This window comes from Bacillus sp. CHD6a (assembly GCF_001293645.1).
In the GTDB taxonomy this organism is placed as follows: domain Bacteria; phylum Bacillota; class Bacilli; order Bacillales; family Bacillaceae_I; genus Sutcliffiella_A.
The window spans coordinates 164,967-184,292 of sequence record NZ_LBMD01000010.1 but is presented as its reverse complement, the minus strand read 5'-3'; the positions used below and the strand labels follow the sequence as shown (position 1 = coordinate 184,292).

At 38.8% G+C, this 19,326-nt stretch carries 20 protein-coding genes and 2 riboswitches; of the genes, 6 read left to right on the top strand and 14 right to left on the bottom strand.

Annotated features, from left to right (window positions below):
• Positions 1 to 88: 88 nt before the first annotated feature.
• The 4 genes from AAV98_RS09750 to AAV98_RS09735 form a co-directional block, all read right to left on the bottom strand.
• Positions 89 to 283: a hypothetical protein gene (locus AAV98_RS09750; protein ID WP_060665355.1), complete on the bottom strand. Its 195-nt coding sequence runs from the start codon at positions 281 to 283 to the stop codon at positions 89 to 91.
• Between the two features lie 233 nt (positions 284 to 516).
• Positions 517 to 1,185, bottom strand: a complete 669-nt coding sequence (locus AAV98_RS09745; protein WP_060665354.1) for a hypothetical protein — start codon at positions 1,183 to 1,185, stop codon at positions 517 to 519.
• A 60-nt stretch (positions 1,186 to 1,245) separates the two neighbouring features.
• Positions 1,246 to 1,656 (bottom strand): hypothetical protein, encoded by a 411-nt coding sequence (locus AAV98_RS09740; RefSeq protein ID WP_060665353.1) that lies wholly within the window; start codon positions 1,654 to 1,656, stop codon positions 1,246 to 1,248.
• Positions 1,657 to 2,296: 640 nt separating this feature from the next.
• A complete protein-coding gene (locus AAV98_RS09735) occupies positions 2,297 to 2,650 on the bottom strand; it encodes a hypothetical protein (RefSeq protein ID WP_060665352.1) in 354 nt (117 codons plus the stop codon).
• Between the two features lie 127 nt (positions 2,651 to 2,777).
• On the opposite strand from AAV98_RS09735, the gene AAV98_RS09730 reads away from it, so the two are divergent.
• Positions 2,778 to 3,365: a DedA family protein gene (locus tag AAV98_RS09730; RefSeq protein ID WP_060665351.1), complete on the top strand. Its 588-nt coding sequence runs from the start codon at positions 2,778 to 2,780 to the stop codon at positions 3,363 to 3,365.
• Between the two features lie 15 nt (positions 3,366 to 3,380).
• Positions 3,381 to 4,160, top strand: coding sequence for an undecaprenyl-diphosphate phosphatase (locus tag AAV98_RS09725; protein WP_060665350.1), 780 nt, complete (start codon positions 3,381 to 3,383; stop codon positions 4,158 to 4,160).
• 350 nt (positions 4,161 to 4,510) lie between these two features.
• On the opposite strand, the gene AAV98_RS09720 is transcribed toward AAV98_RS09725, so the two are convergent.
• The 3 genes from AAV98_RS09720 to AAV98_RS09710 form a co-directional block, all read right to left on the bottom strand.
• Positions 4,511 to 5,554, bottom strand: a complete 1,044-nt coding sequence (locus AAV98_RS09720) for a ribonucleotide-diphosphate reductase subunit beta (RefSeq protein ID WP_060665349.1) — start codon at positions 5,552 to 5,554, stop codon at positions 4,511 to 4,513.
• A gap of 41 nt (positions 5,555 to 5,595) precedes the next feature.
• Positions 5,596 to 7,866: a ribonucleoside-diphosphate reductase subunit alpha gene (locus tag AAV98_RS09715; protein WP_060665348.1), complete on the bottom strand. Its 2,271-nt coding sequence runs from the start codon at positions 7,864 to 7,866 to the stop codon at positions 5,596 to 5,598.
• A 199-nt stretch (positions 7,867 to 8,065) separates the two neighbouring features.
• Positions 8,066 to 8,261: riboswitch (cobalamin riboswitch) on the bottom strand.
• A gap of 165 nt (positions 8,262 to 8,426) precedes the next feature.
• Complete coding sequence (locus AAV98_RS09710; protein ID WP_060665347.1) at positions 8,427 to 9,254, bottom strand: STAS domain-containing protein; 828 nt, start codon at positions 9,252 to 9,254, stop codon at positions 8,427 to 8,429.
• A 167-nt stretch (positions 9,255 to 9,421) separates the two neighbouring features.
• Here AAV98_RS09710 and AAV98_RS09705 point away from each other — a divergent pair, with 167 nt between their 5' ends.
• A complete protein-coding gene (locus AAV98_RS09705) occupies positions 9,422 to 10,324 on the top strand; it encodes an aldo/keto reductase (RefSeq protein ID WP_060665346.1) in 903 nt (300 codons plus the stop codon).
• Between the two features lie 86 nt (positions 10,325 to 10,410).
• On the opposite strand, the gene AAV98_RS09700 is transcribed toward AAV98_RS09705, so the two are convergent.
• On the bottom strand, positions 10,411 to 10,641 hold the full coding sequence (locus AAV98_RS09700) for a hypothetical protein (RefSeq protein WP_060665345.1): 231 nt from the start codon (positions 10,639 to 10,641) through the stop codon (positions 10,411 to 10,413).
• A 316-nt stretch (positions 10,642 to 10,957) separates the two neighbouring features.
• Here AAV98_RS09700 and AAV98_RS09695 point away from each other — a divergent pair, with 316 nt between their 5' ends.
• Entirely contained in the window at positions 10,958 to 12,208 is a 1,251-nt protein-coding gene (locus AAV98_RS09695) for a dicarboxylate/amino acid:cation symporter (RefSeq protein ID WP_060665397.1), read from the top strand.
• A gap of 44 nt (positions 12,209 to 12,252) precedes the next feature.
• On the opposite strand, the gene AAV98_RS09690 is transcribed toward AAV98_RS09695, so the two are convergent.
• Genes AAV98_RS09690 through AAV98_RS09680 form a run of 3 tightly spaced genes read right to left on the bottom strand, consistent with a single transcriptional unit; the run spans position 12,253 to position 13,518 of the window.
• On the bottom strand, positions 12,253 to 12,564 hold the full coding sequence (locus AAV98_RS09690) for a DMT family transporter (protein WP_060665344.1): 312 nt from the start codon (positions 12,562 to 12,564) through the stop codon (positions 12,253 to 12,255).
• A gap of 1 nt (position 12,565) precedes the next feature.
• Positions 12,566 to 12,922 carry a DMT family transporter gene (locus AAV98_RS09685; RefSeq protein ID WP_060665343.1) on the bottom strand — a complete coding sequence of 119 codons (357 nt, stop codon included), beginning with the start codon at positions 12,920 to 12,922 and terminating at the stop codon, positions 12,566 to 12,568.
• Between the two features lie 2 nt (positions 12,923 to 12,924).
• Positions 12,925 to 13,518 carry a TetR/AcrR family transcriptional regulator gene (locus AAV98_RS09680; RefSeq protein ID WP_060665342.1) on the bottom strand — a complete coding sequence of 198 codons (594 nt, stop codon included), beginning with the start codon at positions 13,516 to 13,518 and terminating at the stop codon, positions 12,925 to 12,927.
• A gap of 146 nt (positions 13,519 to 13,664) precedes the next feature.
• Here AAV98_RS09680 and AAV98_RS20265 point away from each other — a divergent pair, with 146 nt between their 5' ends.
• Complete coding sequence (locus AAV98_RS20265) at positions 13,665 to 13,820, top strand: hypothetical protein (RefSeq protein ID WP_156317720.1); 156 nt, start codon at positions 13,665 to 13,667, stop codon at positions 13,818 to 13,820.
• Between the two features lie 64 nt (positions 13,821 to 13,884).
• On the opposite strand, the gene AAV98_RS09675 is transcribed toward AAV98_RS20265, so the two are convergent.
• The 3 genes from AAV98_RS09675 to ade form a co-directional block, all read right to left on the bottom strand.
• Complete coding sequence (locus AAV98_RS09675) at positions 13,885 to 14,325, bottom strand: hypothetical protein (protein WP_060665341.1); 441 nt, start codon at positions 14,323 to 14,325, stop codon at positions 13,885 to 13,887.
• A gap of 133 nt (positions 14,326 to 14,458) precedes the next feature.
• Complete coding sequence (locus tag AAV98_RS09670; protein ID WP_060665340.1) at positions 14,459 to 14,974, bottom strand: universal stress protein; 516 nt, start codon at positions 14,972 to 14,974, stop codon at positions 14,459 to 14,461.
• A gap of 114 nt (positions 14,975 to 15,088) precedes the next feature.
• Entirely contained in the window at positions 15,089 to 16,861 is a 1,773-nt protein-coding gene (ade, locus tag AAV98_RS09665; RefSeq protein WP_082380852.1) for an adenine deaminase, read from the bottom strand.
• 44 nt (positions 16,862 to 16,905) lie between these two features.
• A riboswitch (purine riboswitch) is annotated at positions 16,906 to 17,007 on the bottom strand.
• 260 nt (positions 17,008 to 17,267) lie between these two features.
• Here ade and AAV98_RS09660 point away from each other — a divergent pair.
• Positions 17,268 to 19,301, top strand: coding sequence for a transglycosylase domain-containing protein (locus AAV98_RS09660; RefSeq protein WP_060665339.1), 2,034 nt, complete (start codon positions 17,268 to 17,270; stop codon positions 19,299 to 19,301).
• Positions 19,302 to 19,326 lie beyond the last annotated feature (25 nt).

Sequence of the window (19,326 nt, the reverse complement as noted above, 5' to 3'; positions counted from 1 at the left end):
TGGCGGCCAAGGGGATTGACATGTAAAAAGGAGAGAATGGTGCTTATTCAAAGCAAGACCGCTTAATGTTTCGCTCCTAGGAAGCGGCCTAACCTTTAATGGGCTCATCACTTGTGGAAATATGCTTGTAAACGGAGATGTTTTGAAGAATGCTGACAACCATAAGAACAAACATCGTCCAAAAATAACCCATGTCTTGAATGACAAATGCAATAACGGATGCCACCAGCATAAGAAAGCTTGCCATAATACTAATTACAAAAACTATTTTACTCAGGCCCAAAGCTACATCTCCTCCTTAACTATAGAAGTATAACATAGTAAAAAGTATTCGGTACCTTTATACCCATGGTTAGGGAAAGGTATGTTTGTAATTATACATTAAAAATGGTAATTTCATCATTACAGTTATGTAAAAAAATTCGCTAAACGAAGTATTCCGTAAAACGGACGATAAATCAGAGGATAAGGTTCCTCGGTAAATAAACAAAAATCTAAAAATGAAAGATAAAATTATTATCTTTCATTTATTTTTATTAACTTATGAACATCTTTTAATACTTCCGATTCTACTTCATGGCGAATCCATCCTACATTGGGTGCAAATGCTGAATTGCCTTTGCGTAAAGTGTTGCCGTCCTTGTCTTTCTCCTCAAAATCAATAATAATACAATTTTTAAAAGTCTTGGCAGGGGTTTTTACTTCCGCATCGACTTTCCGAATGTGATAAGTGATATTAAGATTAAAATCCTCCATTTCCTCCGTCCACGAATTACTCGCTTCTAATGGATAAGCAATAATTTTTGTTTTTGGAAATTCCTTAATATCCGCAGCATTCCAATCGGAGGGGAATTCCTCAGACAATACGATGTATCCATAAATCCCATCTTTTCTCTCTTCATAAAAGTTGCTTGTTTCTGAAATATCAGAGGATGATCCGGCGGACTCTAGGTCAATGACAGTTCGTACTTCAACTATTTCACTATCGGGCACTTGACTATATAGGACTCTATAATCTGTATGTCCTTTTTCCTCTATATAGCGTCGGAAAGAATAATCTCCTGAAGTTGGCAATATTGAAGCTGGTTCTTTTGCCTGTGTTTGTCCCCCTTCGTTTTGTGTTCCGCACCCAGCTGAGAGTATGGTACAAAGCGCAATAAAAAGAATAATAAGTACATTTCTCAAGTCAACTCCTCCTTGAAAGGTTAAAGTTGAAGATAGTGTACCCATTATTCCACTTTTTAGTTAGTCTATTCCCAGCATTTCCAAAAATGGTTCGAAATCTTCACTAAAGTAGTAAAACATAGGTTGATCTTTCTCGTTGAAGATTAGCATATAGGGCTTTTCTGCATCGGGAAAAATAAAAATGACTTGATTTACAGACTGTTTTAATACATTCGTTTCAATATCTTGGGCTGGATCAAAAATAACCTTGATCATAAACCCCGTTTTAGGTGTAGGGTTGAGTTTTGGATAGAGGGAATCTGCACTTTTTACAAGCTTTAGTGCTTCTTCCTTATTTATCTCATTCAGAGGGATGGATTTAATAACTTTTCCTTGAGTCACATCAAAGACTTCAATTGGAAGCGGCTGTGCATGAAAGGTCAAGGGAAAAGCTGCAAAGAAGAGCAATAGAAGCAAAAATATCTTCCGCATTTATATCACCTCTCTTGTAGTATGAATCAAAAGAAGTGAAATCATGAGATATTTTAGTCTTCGTGCCCTAGAAAACGATATCCGATGTATAAAATTAGAAGGCAACCCAAGGTAATCAAGATTAAATCGTAACCGACACATGAAGATTGCATACATAGTTCTCCCATATAAGTCCTCCCAATTACAATTTTTTAACTATATGAAAAAGAAGGTAGGTTTATGCGTTACCACCTTAAGTAAGCGATTACATTACACGCGCTGTTGATTTCCGCAAATGGCTTCGCTTTCCTAGGGGCGCTGCTGGAGCCTCCTCGGCTACGCCTGCGGGGTCTCCACCTAGCGCTATCTCCCTCAGGAGTCTTCGCCTTTTGCTCCAATCAACAGCTCAAAATTACAAAATACTATATAATATCAGTTTTTCAGTGGCTTCGCTACGCCTATGGGATCTCCACCTAGCGCTATCTCCCTCAGCACAAGGAAGGCTTCGGAAGCGAAACATCGCACGAAGAAAATGCGTAGCATTTTCGAGGAGTCTTCGCCTTTTGCTCCAATCAACAGCTGGAACCTTGATATATTATCTGGGATTTTTTTGACCTATTCAAAAGTCGAACGGAAGCAGAGGCTTTGTTCGACTTTTTGTTTATTCCACTTTTTCTTTTTCGTCTTGAATTTTTTCTTTCAATAACGTGACAGCCTCTTCTTTGTCGTAGGTGAATAAGATCATGTCGTCGGTAAGATATCCTGTATATTCAAACACTATATACGCGGGAGTTTTTTCAATATTGTAATCTGGATACTTTTCCGTTGCCTCATCTAACCCGATGACTATGTCACTGTCTTTTAGGATGATGTCAATATCTTCAATCTCAGACAGTGATGCTTCTTCTTTTTGTTCCACAACTTCGATATAAGAAAAACGATCTGGAATATGTGTAGGCATACCGCAGGCTGTTAGAAAAAGGAGGAATAAAGATAAGACAAAGATTTTCTTCATTTATCAGCACCTCCATACAAGTATGATTCGACATAATTAGTGAAAACCCTTTTCTTATTTTAGTGCTTTTCGTGGACGTGCTCTCATACATTGTTAGGGACAACTCTCTTACAAATGAGGTGAGGATATGGAGAACTTATTTTTATCTATTTTTGAATTTTTCACCACATTGGGGGTTTGGGGAATTGCTCTTGGCTTAATGGTGGAGGTCATTCCTAGCGAAATCGTCCTTGGCTATGGTGGTTATTTAATCTCCATTGGGGAGATAGGATTTATGGGAGCAATGTTAGCAGGTGTGGTGGGTGGTACATTGGCTCAGCTTTTTTTATACTGGGCAGGAAGCATTGGCGGAAGGCCATTTCTTGAAAAGTATGGCAAATACATATTGATTCAGCCGAAGCATTTAGACATTTCGGAAAAATGGTTTCAGAATTACGGACCGATTGTCATTTTTACAGCTCGATTTATTCCCGTGGTGAGACATGCTATTTCTATTCCGGCTGGTATTGCCAAGATGAAGTTTTTGACTTTTTTACTATATACAGTTGCAGCCGTTATTCCATGGACCATTTTATTTATATATATCGGTTTTCAACTAGGTGAAAATTGGCGGGATATCAAACATGCCGCACAACCTCTCATCATTCCTTTAATGATATTGATTATTCTTGGAGCCATCACTTATTTTGTTTTCGATAGGAAAAGAACGGAATAGGAGGGGGAAAGAGATATGTCCAAAATTGAAGCGCTCATATTGGGGATCATTCAAGGACTAACTGAATTCCTGCCAATTTCCAGTACGGGTCACCTATATCTGGGAAGAAATCTATTTGGATTGCAAGAAGCGGGATTATTGCTTGATACGATGCTTCACTTCGGCACGCTGATAGCAGTTCTTTATTTTTATAGGGAAGAATTTTTTAAGATCATTCGTAACCCATTTGATAAATTATCGTTTCTGTTGGTTATTGGAACGATGCCGGCAGTCGTTATTGGACTTGCATTTAAAGACTACTTTGAGGAAATTTCCAAGACAGGTGTGACAATTGGCTGGGAGTTCTTAATTACTGGCGCCTTCCTTTGGTTTGCGGATTCTATCAAAAAGGGCTCAAAAAAGATGGAGGATATTACGTGGAAGGATGCGTTGTTTATTGGATCTTTCCAAGCAGCTGCGATATTCCCGGCCATTTCGAGGTCTGGATTAACCATTGTAGCAGGCTTGTTTCGGAAACTGGATAGGGAGACAGCGGCATATTTTTCATTCTTGCTTTCTACACCTGCCATAGCTGGGGCTGTATTTTTACAAACTGTGGAAGTGGCACAAGTGGGCAGGGAAGATATTTCTTTATCTTCTTTATTTATTGGAATTTTAGCATCTTGTTTCTTTGGGTATATTGCTGTGAAGTGGATGATTAACTATTTGAAAAGGCATTCTCTACGGATGTTTGCGATTTATGTATGGATATTGGGGGTAGTAATATTGGTGCTTCAATATATGGGGTTGTTTTAACTAAAGATAGGCTGTGTACGTTAAAGGTACACGGCCTATCTTAATAAAATCAGAAAAAATATAATACGGTTGATTTCCGTTCCAGGCGCTTCGCTTGGGACTTACGCCAATTAGAAATTGTATAGACACCGCTGTGCTGTGGATTTCCGCAAATGGCTTTGCTTTCCTAGTGGCTGACGTGAGCCTACTCGGCTACGCCGAAGCCACTGAAAAAGACCTTGATTTTAAAATTTCACTAAACACCGCTGTTGATTTCCGCAAAAGGCTTCGCTTTCCTAGGGGCTGACGTGAGCCTCCTTCGGCTACGCCTGCGGGGTCTCCACCTAGCGCTATCTATAGAAAGAAAATCTTTATAATTCATCAAATCCGTTGTCCACCACGTTTACCTTTGTGTATTGTCTGGATTTTTGTTCGAAAAAATCCGACTTTCCTAGGTCGACGTCCTCGTAGGCTTTGATCCATTTCAATGGATTGGTGCGATAACCTTCGAAAGGGCGCTTGAAACCAAGTTGATGGGCACGGACGTTGGCATAAAATTTTATATACGCCTCGACATCTTCCAGTTCAATTCCAGTAAATTGATCTCCAATAATATGTCTCGCCCATTCAATCTCCAGTTGTGCCGCCTGTTGAAAAGTTTCCTCTACAAATAGTTCTAGACTTTCTGTATTGTGTTCTGGATATTCTTGAAGGACCTCTTTAAAGATTTTGACAAACAAATCTACATGAATTTGTTCATCTCTATTAATGTAATTGATCATCGTACTAGAAGAGACCATTTTTTGATTTCTCGCAAGATGATAAAAAAATGCAAAGCCGGAATAGAAGAAAAGGCCTTCCAAGATAACATCATACACGATGGATTTTAGCAAATTTTGTATGGATGGTGTTTCAGAAAATGCTTTGTATCCATCTGTAATGAAATCATTTCTTTTCCTAAGGATAGATTCTGTTCTCCAGTATTCAAACACTTCTTCTTGTTTCTTTCGCGGCACAAGACTTGAAAGCACATAGGAGTAGGAATGATTATGGATCACTTCTTGCTGTGCCAGCATAATCATCAGGGCGTTAAGACTGGAATCGGTTAAATAATCCGCCACTTTACCTGCATAGTCAGTCTGAATGCTGTCGAGAAGTGCAAGGAGTCCGATAATCTTCAAGAATGCCTCCTGTTCCTGTGGGGACAGCTGAGGAAACTGCTTGATATCCTGGGACATATTGATTTCAAATGGCGACCAAAAGTTGGCTAGCATTTTTTTGTATTTTGGATAAGCCCATGAAAATGCTACATCGTCCCAATTTAAGACATTGGAACTTTTTCCGTTAATAATCTTGGTCGATCTATTTGGTGCGTCCACATCCATTAAGGTACGTGTTTTTAGATGAGCATTCATTTTTCATTCTCCTTTTTAGTTTGCTGCCATGCATTACCAGTCTAGCTTGAACATGATTCACATTCTTCTAATTCAGATGATGTTGACCGGACGTAGTAGGTTGTTTTCAACTTTTGCTTCCATGCATCAAGGTGAAGTTCCAGTAGAGCTTTGGCTTTTACCGTGTTCGTAACATACAGATTAAAGGAAATGGCTTGATCGATATGTTTTTGTCTTGCTGCATTTTGGGCAATGCTCCAATGCTGATCAATATGATACGCCGATTTATAAAACCAGGTTGTGTCTGCATTAAGGTCAGGTGCTGTAACGGGAATCTTGTAGTCTTTTTTCTCTTCTGAATAAACTTTAAGGAATATAGGATCAATACTAGCAGTGCTTCCGGCAATAATGGATGTGGTCGCATTGGGGGCAACCGCCATCAAATAACCGTTTCGTACCCCATAATGAGCTACCTGGTTTTGAAGGGTAATCCAATCTAGGTCTGAGTCTGTCCCATAATTTCGTTTACGGAAATAGTCACCTGTTTGCCAATCAGACCCTTCGTATGCCGGATAGGATCCTTTTTCTTTTGCGAGTAATGAGCTTGCTTGGATTGTGTAATAAGCAATTCTTTCGTAAAGCTCATTTGCATAGTTCACAGCCTCGGTAGATTCCCATTTAATCCCTTCTAAAGCCAGTAAATGATGCCAACCGAATGTTCCCAATCCAACGGCACGATATTTTTCATTGGTCATCTTTGCCTGTAATACCGGTATAATATTTAAATCTATAACATTATCTAGCATCCGAACTTGAATGGGAATAAGACGTTCCAGTTGGCCTTCTTTTACAGTCCTGGCAAGGTTAATGGAAGATAAATTACACACGACAAAGTCTCCCGGTGTTTTAACAGTTATGATAGAGCCGTTCTCTACATATTGCGTTTTTGTTGTGGTGGCACTTTGATTTTGTGTAATTTCCGTACATAAATTAGTACAATAAATCATTCCTTTATGATGGTTTGGATTCATTCTGTTTACTTCATCACGATAAAACATGAATGGACTGCCAGTTTCCAGTTGCCCTTTCATGATTGCTTTCATTATTTCAATAGCCGGCACTTTTTCTTTTGGGAGTGCTGGGTGATTGACACATTCCTTGTATTTTTTCCGGAAGCTGCCACTGCCTGTTTTCTCATCAAAATAGTCCTCTAATGAATAGCCCATAACTTGCCTGACCTCATGCGGGTCAAATAAATACCAGTCTCCTCTGTCTTCCACCTGCTCCATAAAAATGTCAGGAACACACACCCCAGTAAAGAGGTCATGTGTACGCATACGTTCATCCCCATTATTGAGCTTACTGTCTAGGAAAGAAAAGATGTCTTTATGCCACACATCTAGATAGACTGAAATGGCTCCTTTTCGCTGACCCAGTTGATCAACACTTACAGCAGTATTGTTTAATTGTTTCATCCATGGAATCACTCCGCTTGAAACGCCTTTGAAACCACGAATATCACTGCCCCGACTCCGTATTTTTCCAAGATAGACGCCAAGACCTCCTCCGGATTTTGAAAGATTAGCAATGTCTGTATTACTGTCGTAAATCCCTTGCAAGCTGTCATCAACTGTATCAATAAAGCAGCTTGAGAGCTGCCCGTAGGTTTTTCCGGCATTTGAAAATGTCGGAGTGGCAACGGTCATATACAGATTGCTTAATGCCCAATAAGCTTCTTTAACATAATGTAATCTGTTTTGCTCCTCTTTTTGCATAAGGGTCATGGCAATTATCATGAATCTTTCTTGAGGCAGTTCTAGTAAACGTTTGTAATGATCCCTTGTTAAATAGCGATCAGTTAATGTTTTGAGCCCAATATAGGTAAAAAGATAATCTCTTTCAGGTTCAATGACAGTCTCTAGTTCGTTAATTTCTTGCTGTGTGTATGCGTTTAGAATCTGAGGTTGATAGATTTTTTGTTCTGTTAATTTGTTAATTAATGAATAAAAATCGGTATAGGGTTTATTGATTTTCCTGTTTTGACACACTTCTTCCTGCAGCTTATGTGATAGTAGTCGTGATGCAACATAGGTCCAGTCTGGTTCAAGTTCATCCACATGATTGAGAGCTTCTAGAATTAGTTGGTTTGTAAGTTCTTGTTGATTGGATGGATTGGATGGATGGAGCAATTTATCCATAATCTTTGTAGCTTTTTGTAAAAATACGTTTGTATCTAATAGTGGAAACTCTAATAAAACAGTTTCTATAAGTCTCTGATACTCTTGAATGGTAGGTATACTATCTTTATGTCCAGTCTTGGTATGTACGGTCATTTTTCCACGCTCCACTTCGTATAAAATAAAAAAATCCACTCAATGGTTGAGTGGATCAAACGATCATAGATAGAAGGAAAGAATGCAGGGAGGGATTCTTTAAGAAATAGGTGATGGTTATCACCAAAAACCAAAGAAACCCTGTTCTGCTTTTACCATATTCTATGCATCGTTTCATCTTCTCAACTCCCGAAGAAAAGAAACTAAATCGGTAAAGGCAGGTCTCCTGACTCGTGCTTCTTCCTATTCTGAGCCTTCCCATACAAGAGCCGTTAAGCATTCATGTACAGTGGTTTCTCAAAATCGTCTGCACTTACAGTTGCGGGGACAGTTCCGGATTCTCACCGGATTCCCTATTAAGTCTATAACAAGACACCTTTATCGTAGATTGTCGGAAATACTATATATTGTTATATTGTTTATTTAATGAATCTATATATGGTATTAACAGGAATGATAGTACTATCATAAAGGATGCACAAACAAATGGCAAGACATTTTATGGAGGGTTCGACGTGAAGGCGGAAAATCCTGCCGGGGTCTGACCCCGGCAGGATTTTTTATTGTTCCTGTAATACTTGCGCAATTGAACCGCAGATTTGAATGTCTTTAAGGTTGAGTCCAGAGTTGATGAATTGTAGGCTGAGTTCTGGTCGCATGCCTGTTATGATTGGTGTGATGCCAATTAGTTTGAGAGAACGAATCAGCAGGTCCATGGTGTGCAAAACTGTTCCGTCTAAACGATAAACACCAGAAAAGTCGATGATAAGGTTGAATATTGAAAGGTTTTTACTTTTTTCCAGTGTTTCTTCTATCAGTATTCCAGCGCGAACCTCATCAATTTCTCCGACTAGCGGCAGAACCCCTAACCCTTTTTGTAAAGGGACTATTGGAATGGACAGTCGAATGTAGGTAGCTTTTGTTTCTAACATTTTCTGTTCAGTAGCAATGGAGAAGGCGTGACTGAATCCATAGACGATAATATTAAAGATTTCATCTATTAGAATAAAAATATCTGTAATTTGGTTCATGTTAAGCCCGTCTTTATAACCTTCTCTTTGAATAAAGGCCCATAGACATTTTTTATATAACGTCATATTAGAAAGTGTTTCTTCCAGTGATCCGCCAGACTTCACAGACATGAATCCAACAGATTCTCCCCATTCTTTGGCACGGTCTAAAACTTTATTTTCAGGGTCTTGGACATATTCGCCCAAGAATACTAATAATGTTTGAAAGATTTCCTTGATCTGAGCCTCAATTGTTTCATCTCTATATTGAGGTACATTCGGGTAAGCATGTTGAATTTCCAATAGCATGCTAGCAGCTACTTCATTCTTCAAATCTATTAATTTTTGACCTATAAGGAAGTTGGACGTGTTAGTCATGGTAGGATCCTTTCTTAATTACAGTTGTATTTTATTATCTATTTTAATTTAAAGTCCCAAAGATGTATATCTTGTAATAGGTTAGAATAGGAAACAAGCAGTAATTTTGGCTAATTATACTTAAAAGAGGTATAATTTCTTATTATTAGATAGATAGGAGTGTTGTTATGGAAAGAGTTCAGTTAGCAGAAGATGTTTCCCTCTCTAGAATTGTTCATGGAATGTGGCGTTTGAATGATTGGGGTTACAGCAGGGAAGAGGTTGTGGATTTTATAGAAAACTGTTTAGATCTAGGCGTTACTAGCTTTGATCATGCAGATATTTACGGCAATTACACAGTGGAAGAGAAATTTGGTGAAGCACTAGGATTAAAGCCTTCCTTAAGAGAAAAAATTGAAATAGTGACAAAGTGTGGAATTAAATTAATTTCCTCCAATAGACCGGAGCATAAAATAAAATATTATGACACAAGCAGAGAGCACATTATTCAATCTGCAGAACGTTCATTAAGAAATTTCCAAACGGATTATATTGATGTTTTATTAATACATAGACCAGACCCGATGATGGATCCAAGTGAAGTGGCTGAGGCTTTCACTCAGTTAAAAAGAGAAGGAAAGGTAAAACGTTTTGGTGTATCCAACTTTGCACCTTCACAATTTAATCTGCTTAACTCCTACTTAGAGGAACCGTTGGTGACAAATCAAATTGAAATTTCGGCTACTCACTTGGAACACTTTGAAAAAGGGACAATTGAACAGTGTCAAATGGACCGAATTTCTCCAATGGCATGGTCGCCTTTAGGCGGGGGAAGTATCTTCTCTAGTACAGATGACAACGTCAGTCGAGTAAGAAGTGTGTTAGAAAAATTACAAAGCGAAACTGGTGCAAACTCAATGGACCAGGTTCTATATGCTTGGTTATTAACACATCCTGCTAAAATTATTCCAATAGTTGGATCAGGTAAGCTAGAAAGAGTAAAGTCTGCGGTTTCGGCATTGAATATCCAGCTTTCTAAACAGCAGTGGTTTGAAATTTTAGAAGCGTCTAAAGGAAAAGAAGTAGATTAACTTTCATTATATTTTAATAATAAAAAACCAGGACTATTATCCTGGTTTTTTATGTAATTAATATCCATAAATTGGCTGTTATGCCATTAAAATTTTAACTGATTGCTTCGTTTTTTCATGTGTTTTTTATAGATATCCGAAAAAAACATCATTCCGATAAAACCGAAAATTACATAGGATAGATTAAAATACAATGCAGGATCAATTCTAATATGATCTCCACCGGCAGCAACTTTAATTATTTGATAAGAATCCAAACACAGTTTTGCAACAATAAGAACAAATATGGCAACGATTACCCTCCAAAGTAGTTTCATTTAAACCCCTCCATTAATTGCATGAAAAATTTTCTATTTGTAAATGCTATAAAAGTTAATATTATGGGTAATTAAAAATAGAAATCAGTTGTTAAATATATCAAAATTTCAAAAGGAAAACAACCCGACTTTCGGTCTTTTTATTGTGTATTATAACAGGTAGAAGGAATTTGGTCTATCATAAATCACTTTACATAAATATAAATACACCGTAGAATGAAAAAAGTCGCCTTTTGTCGATTTAAAGGGGAAGTCTTCACTGTTTTGAAAAGAGAAATTTTATTAGTATAACAAAAGGGAGGATTTCGATGTGAAAATGACATTGACTAAGAAAATCATTATTGGTCTTATTTTAGGTATTCTGGTTGGTCTTGCATTAAATGTTTATGCACCGTCTTTATTTGATCCATTAGATACATATTTATTCCAACCATTAGGGAAGATCTTTTTAAACCTCATTACGATGCTGGTTGTTCCAATCGTACTTATCTCCATTACACTCGGAGTTGTAGGACTTGGGGATACGAAAAAGCTCGGAAGTATCGGTCTGAAAACCATTCTTTTTTTCCTTATCACAACATGTATTGCCATCACTATCGGACTTACACTTGCTTCCGTTATTCAACCGGGACTTGCAGGTGACTTTGAAAGTATGTTAGTGGATGAATTGGCTAAAGAGGATACACCTGAAAAAGCTCCTCCTGTTATGGAAACATTATTAAACATAATTCCAACTAATCCAATTAAAGCAATGGCTGAAGGGGAAATGCTGCAGATCATTTCATTTTCCGTCTTACTTGGATTTGCCATTAATGCTTTAGGTGAAAAAGCAGGTAAAGTAAAAACTCTGCTTGAACAAGCGAATGACATCGTAATGCTGCTAGTAAATATCGTAATTAAAACAGCTCCTTATGGTGCATTCGGTTTAATCGCCTCAGCAGTTGGCGGACTTGGGTTAGATGCTATTAAAGCAATGGGAGCATACTTTTTAGTTGTCATTTTAGCTTTATTTATACATTTCTTTGTCACCTATGGACTTGCTTTATTTTTCCTAGGGAAAATCAATCCCATTATATTCTTTAAACGTTTTTCTCCAGCTATGAGTGTCGCTTTTAGTACATCAAGTAGTAATGCAACATTACCGATGTCCATGGATGTCGCACAAGAAAATCTTGGTGTGCCAAAGAGGATCAGTAGTTTCGTTCAACCTTTGGGAGCGACCATCAATATGGACGGCACCGCAATTATGCAAGGTGTTGCCACCGTGTTTATTGCTCAAGTATACGGCATTGATTTAACGTTGACACAACTTTTGACTGTCGTTGGTTTAGCCGTTGTGGCAAGTATCGGTACAGCTGGTGTTCCAGGGGTAGGGTTTATCCTGCTTGCCATGGTATTAGGACAGGTCGGCCTTCCAGTTGAAGGAATTGCCTTAATATTAGGGATAGACCGTTTACTAGATATGACTAGAACAGCTGTCAATATTACTGGAGATGCCGCTTGTGCTTATATTGTGGCAAGATCTGAAGATGGAGAAGTAAAGATACCAAAAGAACAAAAAATATAAATCAAAAGCCATTCCGGAGCGAAAATTTGGAATGGCTTTTTTTATTATGCTAACTTGAGACCAATAACACCGATTATGATTAATGAAAGCAAAAAAATACGAATCCTATCTTTTGATTCATGAAAGAAAATCATTCCAAGAATTACACTACCTGCCGAACCTATCCCTGTCCAGACAGCATAAGCAGTACCCATCGGTATTTCTTTCAAGGCAAGGGAAAGAAAGTAGAAGCTAGACATTCCAATTACAACAAAACTAATAGAAGGAATAAATCTTTTGAATCCTTCTGCTAATTTTAGTGATGCAACTGCTCCGATTTCACATATGCCGGCAATAGTAAGAAAAATCCATGCCATTTTATTTCCCCTCCTCTACAACTTCTTTTTCCGCTACATCATCAGAAGTAGTCATTTTTAATCCGATAATACCAAGTAACATAAGGCTTAGAAAGAAAAGTTTGGAGGGGCTTGCTGACTCTCCAAAATATAAAATTCCTACAATAGCAGTACCAGCTGCACCAAGTCCTGTGAATATGGCATATGCAGTTCCTATTGGCAAAAATTTTAAGGACTTAGAAAACAAGTAAAAACTTATTGCTAGTGTAATTAGGGTTATGATACTTGGTATTAGAACTGTGAACCCATCGGAATATCTTAGTCCTAATACCCAAATTATTTCGAGTATACCTGCGATAAAAATAAATATCCATTGCATGGCTACCTTCCTCCTATCTCGGTTGCTTTCCAAAAATGTTCAAAAGCATGCTCGACTTTCTTGTCGAATTCAGAACTTGAATATAAGAACCGTTGAAGAAACAATCCATCAATTAAGCAATAATATGCGTCAATTAGAGGGTCCAATGGTTGTGGAGGCACTTCACCATTGTGTTGTCCTTTTGAAAAGATTTTGGACAAAATTTCAGTTGTATAGATTTCTGTTTGGAGAAATTGTTCATGGATGGATGAACGAAATTTCTCTTCTGGAAAAAGAAGAGTTCGCTTATACAATAAACCCAACGTGTCATCCTTCCAGAAATCTACCATATTAGTTAGAAAGCGATACAACAATGCTCTTGTCGAACTCGATTCCAACTCGGCAGCATCAATTTTGACCCGTTCAATAAAATTGTCCATTAGGTCTTGCAGAATTGTTATATACAGATCATCTTTATTTTTGAAATGAGCATACAGAGATGGCTTTTTTATACCGACTAGAGATGCTACCTCATTTAAAGATGTACCAAAATATCCTTTTTGAGCAAAAAGCTGGAGTGCGTGCTGCTTTATGCGCTCGGCTGTGGAACTAGACATTATTCTTTCCCTCCTGACTCGCAACTACCTACCGTTCGTTAGGTTGACTGTAAAACACAGTATATAATAACTGACTTAAAAAATCAATGAGTTTTATATTGGACAAAGTGGGTATTTATTAGGTAAGAGATGAGGGAGGAATTGATGTGAATAAGAGGTTGAAGGCCAAGTTGGAGAAGAGGCAGGCTCTATTTAAATCCCAGACAGAGCATAGAGCCATTGGGAAAACAGAACGTTTAGCAGCCTCTCGACAAGGAGCTAATAGCAATACACATCGACTATCAACAAGAGAATCACAATAACAAAAACACACCGCAGTTGACTGTGGTGTGTTGCTATTTTTAGAAGTCTATCTATTTAGTTACATCACACGCATTGGAAAGAACGAATTCGATTTGAGTCTATTCCATAGTACATCCATGTAAAGAAGAACCAGCGGTAGCCAGCTACCGACCTTCTTCCAATAAAGGTAGGGTAGAACCAGAATTGCTCTCCATTATTTAACCGAACCCATGTATAGCGGTATAAACACCCATAAAATGCGCCAGGGTCCACTGCCAATGCTGTTGGTCCACCTGGTGCGCCTAAACTAGCAGTTTGAGGTGGAGGCGTGGATGGTGGAGGTCCTGGTGGCGGGCCACTTCCAGGACCTCCACCAGATCCTCCTCCAGGCGGCCCGAAACCAGGGCCTCCACTTGGTGGTCCAAATCCTGGTGGTCCACCAGAAGGCGGCCCAAAACCAGGTCCTTGCCCTCCACCGGGAGGCGGTCCGAATGGTGGAAAACTAAGTTGACGATAAGGATACATAGGATTGCTCCCTTCTAATAAATTCTCTATACGGTATGCAGGCGCCCAGAGGTTGGTGAATTTTAAATTTCCCAAAAAAACATCAGGTTCCAAAGCGGAACCTGATAGATAGAAAGCAATATATACATTTTTGTTATTTTGCAATTAGTACTGGACAATTAGCCGTATTGGTGACTTTATCACTTACACTTCCTAGTATTAATTTCTTTAATCCTCCAAGCCCTCTGCTTCCTATAATGATTAGGTCATTGTTATTTGTGTCGGCATAGTTGCAAATGGTTTTCGCAGGATCTCCTTGCATTACTTCAACGGGTGCTTCTACTCTTTCTTGAGCAAGTAAGGAATGCACTTCGCTAAGAGATTGAGAAATGTAATCTTCATCAGCAATAGCAACACGTTGCTGACTTGGCACCGTTTCTTTTACATTATTTGTATAAATATTCAATCCATCCACATTGCCCATTCCACCAGCAGGAAGTGTGTCAGGTCGTGTAGCAGGTATAGGGACATTTACAGATGTTTCTTCTAACACATGTAAAATGGTAAGGTGTGAGTGTAGCTTTTTTTTCATATCTATCCCCATTTGTACTGCTTTCAAACTGCTCTTGGAACCGTCGTAGGCAATTAAAATATTATTGAAAGTTTCCATTCTCCATCGTCTCCTTTTTAATTATTTTAAGTAAGCTTATTGTTGTAAATTAAGTACCCTCAGCAACAACTTTTAAAACTAGGAAGAAGTGATGGGAATCATGACATACTTGCTCTACTTAGCTTGAATAGGAATATGCTCAAACTTTCTTACATTAAAAAGCCCTGTGTCAGTTAACTTCAATTCTGGGATAACTGGAAGACTTAAAAAAGAGAGTGCAACAAAAGGGTTAAAGCTTTTTTGACTGCCGATAAGGTGAAGGGCATCGTGAAGCTCTTTTAAAGAAGAAAGAGTTTTTTCTGTAGTCATATTCGCCATCAAGCCCGAAATTTCTAAGGGCAATGAGGCTACTACCTTTTCATTACAAACCACCACTAATCCTCCACTAATCTGTTCTATTTCCTTGACTGCAACTAACATATCTTCATCACTGGTGCCAACTGTAACAATATTATGAGAGTCATGTGCTACGGTGGATGCTATTGCCCCATTCTTTATCTGAAACCCTTTAACGATTCCAAGACCAACATGGCCGAGACAATTATGTCTTTCAATTACTGCAAGTTTTAATTGATCCTTATCAATGCTGGAAACAAATTCCTTGTTATGGGCTGTTACAGATTCTGTTATGTGCTTGGTAACAAGGCTATTGGGAATGATTTCAATAATGTTGCATGGTTGATCGCTTCTCACACTTATTTTTAGATCATCTTTAATAATAGATTTCATATTTACAGAGTTCTGCAAAAGATCTGGAACAGGAATAGGTAATAGTTGGCCTTTCGCTTTTGCTCTTATGCCATTCTTATAGACATCTTTAATAGTGAAGTTTTCGAGGTCTTCAATGAATAATAGATCTGCACGATATCCTGGTGCCACCGCGCCTCTATCCGTTAATGAAAAACATTCTGCCGCATTCAGAGTCGCGATTTGAATAGCTAGCAGAGGGTCAAGTCCTTCCTGTATGGAGAGGCGGACGTTATAGTCAATGCTCCCTTCGTTTACTAAATCATCAAGGTGTTTATCGTCCGTACAGAATAGAAATCTTCTTGCATTTCGTTCGTTTACGAGAGGAATCAAGGCTCTAACGTCTTTCGCGACAGTTCCTTCCCGCATCATGACATACATTCCACGCTTAAGTCTTTCCTTTGCTTCTTGTGCCGTAACGCATTCATGATCAGTTTTTATGTTGGCGGATGCGTAAATATTTATGTCTTCAGGAGCAAGACCTGCGCCATGTCCATCGATTTTTTTATTATGCTTAGATGCTTGTGTCAATTTTGCTATCATGGCTGGGTTACCGTCACGGACTGCAGGGAAATCCATCACTTCGGCCAAACCAATGACTCTGTCATTTTCATAAAATGGAGCAAGGTCTTCTGCTTGAATGGTGGCTCCATTATGCTCTAAGGATGTAGCGGGAACACAAGAAGGCAGCATGAAGAATACATCAACTGGGGCTTTCTCTGTAGCATCTAACATGAACTGAATTCCGGCTGTTCCACTTACATTTGCAATTTCGTGAGGGTCTGTCACGATGGTTGTGACTCCATGTTCTAAAAGGGTCTTGGTGAAATGGTGGGGATGTATCATGGATGATTCCATATGAACATGACCATCAATAAGGCCGGGGCAAATAAATGCGCCTTTAGCATCTACCTCTTCGTTCCCCTCAAATTTACCTAACCCGATAATCATGTCATCTTTTATGGCAATGTCTTCTTCAATAATCTCTAAATTAAAAACATCTATTATTCTGCCATTTTTAATAACAAGATCTGCTTTTGTCTTTTTTGCTGCTGCCTTTATCATAGATTCTATGTTTAGTGTCATTTTATTCCCTCCAAAATAGATAAAACTCCAAGTTATAACTTGGAGTTTGACCATGGAGAATACCCCTCAATCTTCTTTTCACTATTTAAGCAGTTACAATTAAGAAGGGGGATTCTCGTAGTCAAACTCTTTACGGTAGTTTGGTAGAAACTTATGGACCATATCTCCAAGATTATACGAGTAGTTCAATTTGAGTATTTTTCCCATTATAGTGGGGTGGAGGAATCAACGTCAAGTCTCTATCTTTAGCCGGAAAATTTTGAATATGAGAATAGAGGTTCACTTTTGTTGAAAAAGGGTATGTAATAGTGTTTAAGTAGGAGGAATGGTATGATCTACAATGACGAAGGGCTCATACGTATTCTAATGTTGTCCAATCTTTAATATGCATATCACCCTAAAAAAGAGAGGGCGGCATCCGAATAACTATAATTAGTTTTGTTGCATATAGGGGGTTCTTATGGCTGAAAGAGCAAGAAAGTATAAACGAAAAATGAGCTTGAGGGCGGTATTTCTTATTGCTGGGTTACTGGCTCTCATCATATTGCTTGGCATGCAATTATATATTAATACAAGGGATGTCAGTGCCCTGACAGACCCACTTCCACAATCATCGGTGCTATATGACAGGCACGGGGAAGTGGCAAGCAGGATTACATCCAATCAAATTGAAGGTGTCCCTTCAGATGAAATTCCGGAAGTGATGAAACAAGCGGTTGTAGCGGTTGAGGATCAGCGGTTTTATGAGCATGATGGGTTTGATTTTGTAGGTACTTTGCGTGCACTTACCACAAATGTGAAAGCTGGAGGCTACGTGCAGGGCGGTAGTACGATTACGCAACAACTGGCAAAAAACGTCTTTTTATCACATGATAAGACCTTAAAACGAAAAGCGGACGAGTTCTTCTTAGCTAAAAAGGTGGAAAAATCTTATTCGAAGGACCAAATCATCAGTTTATATCTTAACCAAATTTACTTTGGTGAAGGAGCATGGGGAATTAAGCGTGCTGCAGCGGTCTATTTTGCAAAAGACCCGAAAGATCTGACACTAGCAGAATCTGCAACGTTAGCCGGATTAATTAAAGCTCCTTCTGCGCTTTCGCCATTAAATAATGAGGAACGCTCCATTCAACGAAGAAACTTGGTGCTGTCACTCATGCATCAACAAGGATTCATCACAGCAGAAGAAGTGGAAGCGGCAAAAGAAGAGGAATTAAAGCTAGAAACAAGACATGTAGATCCACATAAAGGGAAATACCCAAGTTTTACGGATTACATTATTGATGAGGCCGAAAGAATGTATGGCATCAGTGAGAGTGAACTGCTTGCTGGAGGATATCGCATCTATACTACACTTGAACCCAAGGTGCAGGAAGCACTGGAAAAAGTGTATGCAGATCCAGCAAACTTTCCTACCGGTATGTCAGGAGAAGTGGCGCAAAGCAGTGGCGTTCTGCTTGACCCTAAAACAGGCGGAATTCTAGGAATGATCGGTGGCCGGGATTATCAATTCCGTGATTTTAACCGGGCATCCAAGCTTAAGAAACCACCTGGATCAACAGCCAAGCCTTTACTTGTTTATACACCGGCCCTTGAAGAGGGATATGATGTGTATGATATGTTAAACGACTCACCAACTGATTTTGGAAACTATACCCCACAAAATCATACTTTGGATTACCGCGGAGAGGTTTCTATGTATGATGCCGTGTTGAATTCTTATAATATTCCTGCGGTTTCCCTGCTGTATGATATGGGAATTCAAAAAGGGATGGACGCAGCGAAAAAGCTATATTTACCAGTTGATGAAAAAGAAGACCGTACTTTAGGTAATATCGCTTTGGGTGGATTTCATGGTGTTTCCCCAAAACACATGGCAGAAGCGTATTCTGTCTATGCCAATAACGGTGAAATTATTGAATCCCACGGAATTGTTAAAATTGAAACGGTAACAGGAAAAGAAGTGGCTTCTTTTAAAGAGGAAAAAGAACGTGTATTCTCTGAAAAAGCTGTGCAAAAGATGAATTTTATGCTTAAAGGTGTTGTGGAAGAAGGCAGCGGGAAAAACGCCATCATTGATGGACGGGAAGTTGCCGGAAAAACAGGTTCTACCCAAACCGCTGATAATAATCACCGCGCCACTTCTAATCAATGGTTTGTTGGTTTCACTCCACAAATTGTTGGGGCGTTCTGGATAGGGTTCGATAAAGAATCCGCTGAAAACGTTCTTCCAATCATCTCTGGAGCGGGAAGTCCTTCCGCAAAAGTCTTCCAACAGGTTGTAAGTGAAGCACTTGAAGGGGAGCCGGTGGAATCCTTTAACTTGCCTGGAACTCTTCAGAAGAAGCAAGAACAAGCAAAGAAGGAACAGGAACAAGATAGAAAAAGAGAGGAATCCAAAAAAGAAGAGAAAAAGAGAGAGAAGAAAGAACGTAGCAAAAAGAAAGATCGAGATGATGATGACGAAGACGAAGATGATGACGACGATGATTAATAATGAACACCCTTCTCATGTGTGG